The organism is Sulfitobacter sp., from assembly GCF_041552635.1.
Taxonomy (GTDB): Bacteria; Pseudomonadota; Alphaproteobacteria; order Rhodobacterales; family Rhodobacteraceae; genus Sulfitobacter.
Genome location: NZ_JBFEKM010000170.1, coordinates 1 through 8,686, shown reverse-complemented (window position 1 = coordinate 8,686; position 8,686 = coordinate 1). Strand labels below are relative to the sequence as shown.

Sequence of the window (8,686 nt, the reverse complement as noted above, 5' to 3'; positions counted from 1 at the left end):
GCGGGATGAAATACACTTAGCTGGCCTTCCCATTGGCTTAGCGCGCCTGAAATCAGCGGAATGCCGGCAGCCACACAGGCGCGGTTGACCAGATAGCGGGTTTCGAAATTGTCAGTGCCATCCAGCACAAGATCATAATCCCCAATCAGGTCTGCGGCGATCTCTTCGTCTAGACGACGGTGATAGGGGCGCACGGTGACAAAGGGGTTCTGCGCCTCCATCTCGGCTTGCGCGGAAAAAACTTTGGGCATGCCGATGGCGCTGTCTTTGTGGATCACCTGACGTTGCAGGTTCGCATTTTCAACCGTGTCATCATCGACCACGCCAATGGTGCCCACCCCAGCCGCCGCAAGATATTGCAGCACCGGTGCGCCAAGGCCGCCAGCACCAATCACCAGAACCTTCGCATTCTTTAGCGCCTTCTGACCCGCTCCTCCAACCTCGCGCAGGACAATGTGGCGGGCATAGCGGTTCAGTTCGGTTTCAGAAAATGCGCCGCTTTGCGCGGGCTTATCGGCTTGTGGCCGCGTCCGGGCACGCAAGCGGTTCAGACCCCAACGATAGCCAAGGATAATCAGAATGGCCCCGGTCAAAAGCAGCCAAGGTGCAGCACTGCCCCCTGTGGCGATCCGCAAGGGATGCTGGGCAGGCAGCAGCAGGTTCAAGCCGATCACCGACCCGAACAACGCGCCCAAAAGCTTGAACCGCATGTCACGCGGCTGCCCCATTGCAGCGCCTGCAAACCAGATGACAGCAGCAAGAATAAACACTAACAGCATCAAGATGCTCCGCTTTTCAAAAGACTGAATAACTGTTTTTCGTCTCGGCGCATGGGCCCCCGCACTGTTTTACTGTCGCTCGTTATCAAAATAGGAACCTAAGCTATTTTCCGCCGACCCCAACCCAAAACGACACGCAGCAAGACAGGTTTAAACCACCCGTTGCCCTGCGGCCCCGTTTTGACCCGAAAAGATTGACCTTTAGCCTATTTCAACCCTGTCGACCCGAACCCGCCAGCGCCCCGTGCACTGTCAGAAAGTTCAGAAACCTCGACACATTCAAAGCGCCGCACATCCGCAATCACCGCCTGCGCAATACGGTCCCCATGGCTGATCGTGAAGGGGTCCGCCCCAATATAATAAAGCCCGACCATCACAACCCCGCGATAATCCTCATCCACGGTACCCGGCGCATTGGGGATCAAAAAACCGTGCTTCAACGCCAAACCAGACCGCGGTCTGATCTGCATTTCAGTCCCGCGCGGGATTTCAACACAAAACCCGGTCGAAATAAGGCTGATCTGCCCCGTTTCAAAGACCAAGGGACCGTTCGGCAAATATGCCCGCAGATCCATCCCCGCAGCACCCGCAGTGGCATAGCCGGGCAAAGGCAAACTGTCATTCCCCGCCACACGCTTGAACCTGACTTCAGACATCGCTCACCCCTTCGGCCCTTGTCCGACCGCTTGTTTCCAAATGGTAAAAAATCCTCGCCGAAGGCATAGAATCTTCTTAACCCAACGCCTCGGCGATCCGGGCGGCCAATTGCTTTGCAACCTCATCCTTGCTCATGCGCGGCCAGCTTTCGGCCCCGTCAGCATTGATCAGCACAACCGCATTTTCCGTCCCCCCCATGATGCCCGTCGCTGGCGATACATCATTTGCAACGATCCAGTCACAGCCCTTGCGCAACCGTTTTGCCGTGGCGTTTTCGACCACATCGTTGGTTTCAGCAGCAAAGCCCACGACCAGCTTTGGCCGGTCTTCTTTCAAATGGCTTACCGCCTTTAGGATGTCGGGATTTTCAGCGAACTCAAGCGTGGGCAAGCCGTCTTTCGACTTTTTCAATTTCCGGTCGCTGGCACTTGTCACACGCCAGTCGGCGACGGCGGCGGCAAAAATACCGGCATCCACCGGCAAGGCCGCCTCGACCGCCGCTTGCATCTGCAATGCTGTCTCGACCCGGATCACCTGCACACCGTCCGGTGGCGGCACATCGGCGGGGCCAGTGACAAACACAACTTCTGCACCCAAATCGGCCAAGGCCCGTGCAATCGCTGTCCCTTGCGCCCCCGAAGACCGATTGGCGATATAGCGCACCGGGTCAATCGGTTCATGCGTGGGCCCCGACGTCACCAAGATGCGTCGCCCTTTCAGCGGGCCAGCCGCCAGATGCCCCTCAATCGCCGCGACGATTTCAAGCGGTTCAGACATCCGCCCCGGCCCGAATTCACCACAGGCCATATCGCCGTTGTTCGGGCCGATCACTTTGATCCCGTCACCCTGTAAAATGGCCAAATTCCGCTGTGTCGCGGGATGGTCCCACATGCGCACATTCATCGCAGGCGCGATCAAAACGGGCGTGTCCGTGGCCAATAACAAAGTCGACGCAAGATCATTCGCCAGCCCGCCCGCCATCTTGGCCATCAAGTCCGCCGTCGCCGGGGCCACGACCACCAGATCGGCCACGCGGCTTAGCTGGATATGACCCATCTCGGCCTCGTCCCCCAGATCAAACAGATCGCGGTACAGCTTTTGTCCGGCAAGGGCGGCCACAGAAAGCGGGGTAACGAATTCTTCGCCAGCGCGGGTCAACACCGGGGTCACATCCGCGCCGCGTTCGCGCAAGCGGCGGATCAGGTCAAGGGATTTAAACGCCGCAATGCCGCCCCCGATGATCAACAGAATATGTTTTCCAGCCAGCATGTTCGGCCCCTTTTTCACGTCAGTCGCCCAGACCATAGGCCCGTCACCGCCGTTCTGCCAGCCCCATCAGTTCTTGCGAAACGCGTCGCACGGGTCGGCGCGCGGGACGGAGGCAGAATCCAGCACCAGATCAAAACCACCCTCTGGTTCCTGCCCGTCTTCGCCTTGACCGATTGCAACAGTCACTGTTTCAGCTGACACTAGGCCAAGCATCGCCGGCACGCCCCAGTCCTTGCGTGCATGTCCGTTTCCGGTAATCACAACCACTGGCCCACCCGTCTCCTCCAGCGCTTGCAGCGCAACTTGCGCCAGTCTGGCATCCCGCAAGCGCTGGACATCCACCATCGCGGGCAGCAGGTCTTTTGGCAAAGCGTCACAATGTGCAGCCATCTGCAACGCTTCGCGCGCCGCCTGCATATCCGCACCAACAGGTGTGTCTAGCCCAAACAAATCTGCCTGCGCACCGAAGGTCGCAGCAACACCGTCTGTCATCGCATTTCGCGCCGCGCCTCGCGGTACCGCAGCACCAAAAACCTTGGCGTCGCCGGATGCCCGAAAAACTGGATAGTACATCGCAAAATCCGGCCAGCCAGCCGCATTCCAGCCCAACGCGGCCTCGAGTGCGTCCTGTTCAAGCACCGAAGAAGCATCAAGCAAAGCTGCTTGTTCACCCGTCAGCATCTCGTAAACAACCGCCGTCGGCTTTAGCCGTGAGACGATATCGGCCTGAACCAGATGATGCGCCGGGTTGTCATGGGTTTCGCCAATTACAACGATTTGCGCAGACGAAAGCACCGCCTGATGATTATCATCAAGCGGTGCCGCGATAGCCGCAGAACTGAAAAACGCAATGGCTAGAAACAGCGCCCTCACATCAGGAAATGATGAACTTCGGTTGATTGAGTCTCGAGCGTTTTGCGCATTTTCGCAAATGCCGCTGCCTCAAGCTGGCGCACGCGTTCCTTAGACAGCTTCAGTTCTTGGCCAAGGCTCTCAAGTGTGCGCGGCTGGTCGCGTAATTTCCGTTCACGCACAATGAACTGTTCGCGATCATTCAGCGCCTGCATCGCGCCCAACAGCCAATTGCGCAATGTCGCGGTGTCATGGCTTTCCTCGACACGCTCGGCTGCTTGCGCGGTATCATCTACCAGCGCGTCGATCCATTCACGCCCCTCATCCTCCGACGACTGGGTCGCATTCAGGGAATAATCCGATCCTGACAAGCGCCCTTCCATCATCTCGACGTCATGCATCGGCACGCCAATCTCGGTCGAGATCATCTGCCGCAACTGGTGCCGGTCCAGCGTTTCACCGGCTGCCTGCGCTTCACGCTCAAGACGGGCCTGCACACGGCGCATGTTGAAAAACAGGGATTTCTGTGATGACGTCGACCCGGTCCGAACCATCGACCAGTTACGCATTACATGGTCTTGAATGCTGGCTTTGATCCACCAAACCGCATAAGTCGAAAACCGCACGCCGCGGTCAGGGTCGAACTTGTCCGCGGCTTTCATCAATCCCAAACCAGCTTCTTGGATCAAGTCGTTCATCGGCGCGCCGTATCGCTTGAACTTGCCAGCCATTGAAATCGCAAGACGCATATATGCATTTATCAGACGGTGCAGCGCTTCTTCATCACGTTCGTCACGCCAAGCATATGCCAGCTTCAGCTCGGTCTCGGCATCCAAAAGCTCTGCTTTCATTGCGGTCCGGGTTAAAGAAAACTCGCGTGCTGGTGTAAGTGGCATGGTGTTAATCCCCTAATGTGACTACGCAATTACTTTTTGTATTCTTTACCAAACGTCCGTCCTGCCCAATTGGTTCATATTTTTCTCAAAAAAATTTGTGTTTCGGGCAAGCCGCACTAAGCGTGCGCACGAATTGCCCAAGAATCTCTTTGTTATCATTCACTTTTGGATCCTGTGACGGCCCTAGCCCAACTGCATCTGCAATCCTTTGACTTTGGGGTATGCAGGCTATCTAGTGGTCTCCGGTCGGCAACGGCCGCAGATTCAAAGGACGGTTTCATGACAATCTGGCACTGGGTCCGGCATGGCCCAACCCACGAAAAAACGATGGTCGGCTGGCGCGATGTTCCGGCGGACCTGTCGGACAAAGAACAGATCGCGCGGCTTAATGCGCATCTGCCAGATGACGCGCTGCTGGTGTCTTCCGACTTGATCCGCGCCATCGCCACGGCAGATGTTTTAACGCATCGTACCCGCAATCGCCTACCCCATGATCCCAACCTCAGAGAGCTGGATTTCGGTGACTGGGACGGGCTTCATGCCAAAGATGTGTCCGATTTGCACCCCGAGCTTAGCTGGGCCTATTGGACCACGCCCGGTGATATCGCCCCGCCAAATGGTGAAAGCTGGAACCAAGCCGCCCGCAGGATCAATGCAGCCGTCGACAAACTGAACACGGCCTATCCAAATGCGCATATCATTGCGGTGGCCCATTTCGGCGCGATTTTGACACAGGTGCAGCGCGCACTTGGTGTCGGACCAAAGGACGCGATGGCCCATAAGATTGATAACCTGTCGACCACCGAAATTCATTTCGGCAAAGATGGATGGCAAGTGCCCAAGATCAATCATACGCCATAAGCGCATTACCCATGATTTCGGAATTGCGCTTTCGGATCACCGTAGGCTAAGTTTCTCCGCATGACATATGATCTTTATATCGGTGATAGAACCTTCTCCAGCTGGTCTTTGCGCGGCTGGCTGATGCTTGAAAAATTCGACTTGCCCTATAGCAGCCACATGATCGGGCTGTATGGCGGCACGATGGCTCAGGATATGGCCCCGCTTGCCCCCGCAACCTTGGTGCCTGCGCTACAGCTCCCCGATGGCGAGGTTATTGGCGAAACTCTGGCCATGGCCGAGACGTTGGCAGAACGTCATCCCGACAAACACATGTGGCCCACAAACCCGTCCGCACGGGCGCGGGCAAGATGGCTTTGTGCGGCGATGGTGTCCGGATTTTCCGCCTTGCGCAATGAATGCCCGATGCAGCTGCAACATGTGAACAAGGGGTTTCCCGTTTCAGACGCTTTGGCCAAGGATCTGACGCGACTTGAGCAACTCTGGGATCACGCTGCGCTGGCCTCCGACGAAAAAGGCCCTTGGCTTCTGGGCAGCTACAGCCTTGCAGATGTATTCTATGCGCCGGTATGCGCCCGGATCATCGGCTACGACCTGCCGGTATCTGACAAGGCACGCCAATACTGCGACACGACCATCAACGATTCTGCATTCAAAGCATGGCGGGCTGAAGGGCAAAACGTCACCTATGACCCTTTCCCCTACGACATGGGCCTCGAAACTCAGGGCTGGCCAGTAGACTGACCCCCTGCTTCATTTTGCAAAATAAACTCAAATCCCCCGGTGGCCCCAAACGTTAACGTTTCTTAAACACCCCCTACCTACGCATTAACCATAGCAGTCATCAAAGGCTCATCATGGTTTCACGCGCTTACACCGTCGCATTTCAAGGGGTCGAAGCCCGCATTGTCGAAGTCCAGTGCGCGGTTTCGGCGGGACTGCCTGCATTTTCAATCGTGGGCCTGCCCGACAAAGCGGTGTCGGAAGCGCGCGATCGCGTGCGTGCGGCGCTCACCTCCATGGCGATCGCCCTGCCCAGCAAACGCATCACCATCAACCTCAGCCCCGCCGATCTGCCCAAAGAGGGCAGTCATTTCGATCTCCCCATTGCGCTGGCCCTGTTGGGGGCGATCGACATTCTACCCAATGATGTGATCCAATCTGTCGTTGCCTTGGGCGAACTTTCGCTGGACGGTACATTGATCCCGGTCATCGGCGCGCTGCCTGCGGCGATGGCCGCAGCTGAACATAATCGCGGCCTTCTGTGCCCCGCCGCATCAGGGGCCGAAGCCGCATGGGTGGGCAATACGCAGGTCATCGCCGCCGCATCTTTGAGCGATGTCGTCCGGCACTATACCGGTCAGGTCCCGATCCCCCCCTCTGACCCCGGCGAAGTCGCACAGCCCCACCAGACCAAAGACCTGCGCGACGTCAAGGGCCAGGAACGCGCCAAACGTGCGCTGGAGATTGCCGCCGCAGGGCGTCATCATCTGATGTTTGTGGGCACACCGGGGGCGGGCAAATCCATGCTTGCCTCGCGCTTGCCGACGATCCTGCCACCGCTAACCCCGCACGAGGCGCTCAGCACCTCGATGATCCATTCCCTGGCCGGGCTACTGGACGAGGGTGGGATTTCGCGCACGCGACCGTTTCGCGAACCCCATCATACCGCGTCAATGGCCGCAATCATCGGCGGCGGACGTCAAGCGAAACCGGGCGAGGTCAGCTTGGCCCATAACGGCGTCTTGTTCATGGATGAATTTCCCGAATTTCCACGCATGGTCCTCGAAACCCTCAGGCAGCCGGTCGAGACAGGCGAAGTGATGATCGCGCGCGCCAATGCGCATGTAAAATACCCATGCAAATTCATGTTGGTCGCCGCCGCCAATCCCTGCAAATGCGGCCACCTCAGCGATCCCGCCCGCGCCTGTAGCAAAGCGCCAAATTGCGGTGAAGACTACATCGGGCGCATTTCAGGGCCGCTGATGGACCGTTTCGATCTGCGGGTTGATGTGCCACCCGTCGCCTTTACGGATCTGGATCTGCCAAGCGATGGCGAAAGCTCGGCTCAGGTTGCCGCCCGTGTCGCGCGGGCGCGGCAAACCCAGCAAGACCGCTTTGTCGACCATCCCAAGGCCAGCTTGAATTCCGATGCCGAAGGTGACCTGCTTGAATCGATTGCCACCCCCGATGCCGAGGCGCGCGCCCTTCTGTTACGCGCGGCAGAGCGGTTCCAATTGTCGGCACGGGGCTACCACCGGGTCTTGCGGGTGGCGCGCACAATTGCGGATTTGGACGGTTCGGACAGCGTGCAGAAACCGCATCTGGCCGAGGCGCTCAGCTTTCGTTTGCCGGGCGCGGCAGCGCTTTGATCCAGCTCGCAAGCTCGTCAAGCGTCTGACGTGCTTCGGGCAGGATATTGTGGAAAATCGGCCAGACATGGGGAAGATCATGGGCTTCGCGAAATTTCACAGCCGCGCCTTGATCCTTTAATCGCTGCTGGATGCGCCGTGCATCATCGCGCAATATCTCGGTGTCACCGACACTGATCCATACCGGTGATGCACCTTGATAATTCGCGTCCAACGCGCTGATACGGGGATTTTTTTGATCAGCCCCAGCCAGATACGACTGCACCCATTGCTCGGCACGTTCGACCGGTAATACAGCCTCTCGCGTTGCATTCTCGCGCAGGCTTGCGCCGCGATGTGCGAAATCCACGAAGGGCGAAAAGCTGAATGCGCCGCGCGGCATCGGCCAATGGCTCGCCACGATCTGCCCCAACAGATTGAACGTTAACGCCCCGCCTGCACTATCGCCGCCGATGATGATGTTGCCCGCGTCCACACCCGAATGGATCAGCGCTAGATAGGCGGCTTCAACATCCTCAATCGCGGCGGGATAGGGAAATTCGGGGGCCAAACGATACCGTGGCATGACCACACGCGCCCCAGTGCGGGTCGCCAATTGCGCCAACATCGCAGCATGTGTCTCGGGGCTGCCAAAAACAAAACCACCGCCGTGGATGTAAAAAATCACCAGATCGCCAGCGGTTTGTCTGGGCATGACTTCAAGGACATCGCACCCATCTGGCAAAGTGAGTTTTGCCATGCGCGTGCCCCTTGGCGCATGAAAGAAAAGGCGGGCGGTCCACGCGAACCTTTTGCGGATCACCGCAACATCAGCCGTTTTAGCCAAACGCCGCTTTTCAATCGTGCGTAGGTAGAAGTTAAGCAGGGGCCGAATGAGGCTCACGCGCGGCGCGCCTCGATCGCCTCCCAAATCTTGGCGGCGATATTGGTGCCGTCAAAACGCTCAAGCTCTTGAATCCCGGTGGGGGACGTCACGTTGATCTCTGTCAGGTAATCGCCG

General features: G+C 57.9%; 9 protein-coding genes and 1 pseudogene. 3 read left to right on the top strand and 7 right to left on the bottom strand.

Going from position 1 to position 8,686, the window contains the following annotated elements; translation table 11 throughout:
• The 5 genes from ABYT07_RS16915 to ABYT07_RS16895 form a co-directional block, all read right to left on the bottom strand.
• Positions 1-779 (bottom strand): ThiF family adenylyltransferase (locus ABYT07_RS16915; RefSeq protein ID WP_372993211.1); only part of this gene is annotated, 779 nt, incomplete at its 3' end.
• Between the two features lie 206 nt (positions 780-985).
• Positions 986-1,435 (bottom strand): dUTP diphosphatase, encoded by a 450-nt coding sequence (dut, locus tag ABYT07_RS16910; RefSeq protein ID WP_372993210.1) that lies wholly within the window; start codon positions 1,433-1,435, stop codon positions 986-988.
• 76 nt (positions 1,436-1,511) lie between these two features.
• Positions 1,512-2,705 carry a bifunctional phosphopantothenoylcysteine decarboxylase/phosphopantothenate--cysteine ligase CoaBC gene (gene coaBC / locus ABYT07_RS16905; RefSeq protein WP_372993209.1) on the bottom strand — a complete coding sequence of 398 codons (1,194 nt, stop codon included), beginning with the start codon at positions 2,703-2,705 and terminating at the stop codon, positions 1,512-1,514.
• Between the two features lie 66 nt (positions 2,706-2,771).
• Positions 2,772-3,578 (bottom strand): ChaN family lipoprotein, encoded by an 807-nt coding sequence (locus ABYT07_RS16900; RefSeq protein ID WP_372993208.1) that lies wholly within the window; start codon positions 3,576-3,578, stop codon positions 2,772-2,774.
• A complete protein-coding gene (locus tag ABYT07_RS16895; RefSeq protein ID WP_372993207.1) occupies positions 3,575-4,453 on the bottom strand; it encodes an RNA polymerase factor sigma-32 in 879 nt (292 codons plus the stop codon). Before ABYT07_RS16895 ends, ABYT07_RS16900 begins: the two co-directional genes overlap by 4 nt.
• A gap of 279 nt (positions 4,454-4,732) precedes the next feature.
• Here ABYT07_RS16895 and ABYT07_RS16890 point away from each other — a divergent pair, with 279 nt between their 5' ends.
• The 3 genes from ABYT07_RS16890 to ABYT07_RS16880 all read left to right on the top strand — a co-directional run bounded on the left by ABYT07_RS16890 (position 4,733) and on the right by ABYT07_RS16880 (position 7,686).
• Positions 4,733-5,314 carry a histidine phosphatase family protein gene (locus ABYT07_RS16890; protein WP_372993206.1) on the top strand — a complete coding sequence of 194 codons (582 nt, stop codon included), beginning with the start codon at positions 4,733-4,735 and terminating at the stop codon, positions 5,312-5,314.
• A gap of 60 nt (positions 5,315-5,374) precedes the next feature.
• Positions 5,375-6,058, top strand: a complete 684-nt coding sequence (locus ABYT07_RS16885) for a glutathione S-transferase (protein WP_372993205.1) — start codon at positions 5,375-5,377, stop codon at positions 6,056-6,058.
• A gap of 113 nt (positions 6,059-6,171) precedes the next feature.
• Positions 6,172-7,686, top strand: a complete 1,515-nt coding sequence (locus ABYT07_RS16880; RefSeq protein ID WP_372993204.1) for a YifB family Mg chelatase-like AAA ATPase — start codon at positions 6,172-6,174, stop codon at positions 7,684-7,686.
• Here ABYT07_RS16880 and ABYT07_RS16875 read toward each other — a convergent pair.
• Positions 7,652-8,425, bottom strand: coding sequence for an alpha/beta hydrolase (locus ABYT07_RS16875; RefSeq protein ID WP_372993203.1), 774 nt, complete (start codon positions 8,423-8,425; stop codon positions 7,652-7,654). The two genes, ABYT07_RS16880 and ABYT07_RS16875, sit on opposite strands and share 35 nt — an antisense overlap.
• A 140-nt stretch (positions 8,426-8,565) precedes the next feature.
• A pseudogene (locus ABYT07_RS16870) lies at positions 8,566-8,686 on the bottom strand (glutathione synthase); the annotation flags it as partial.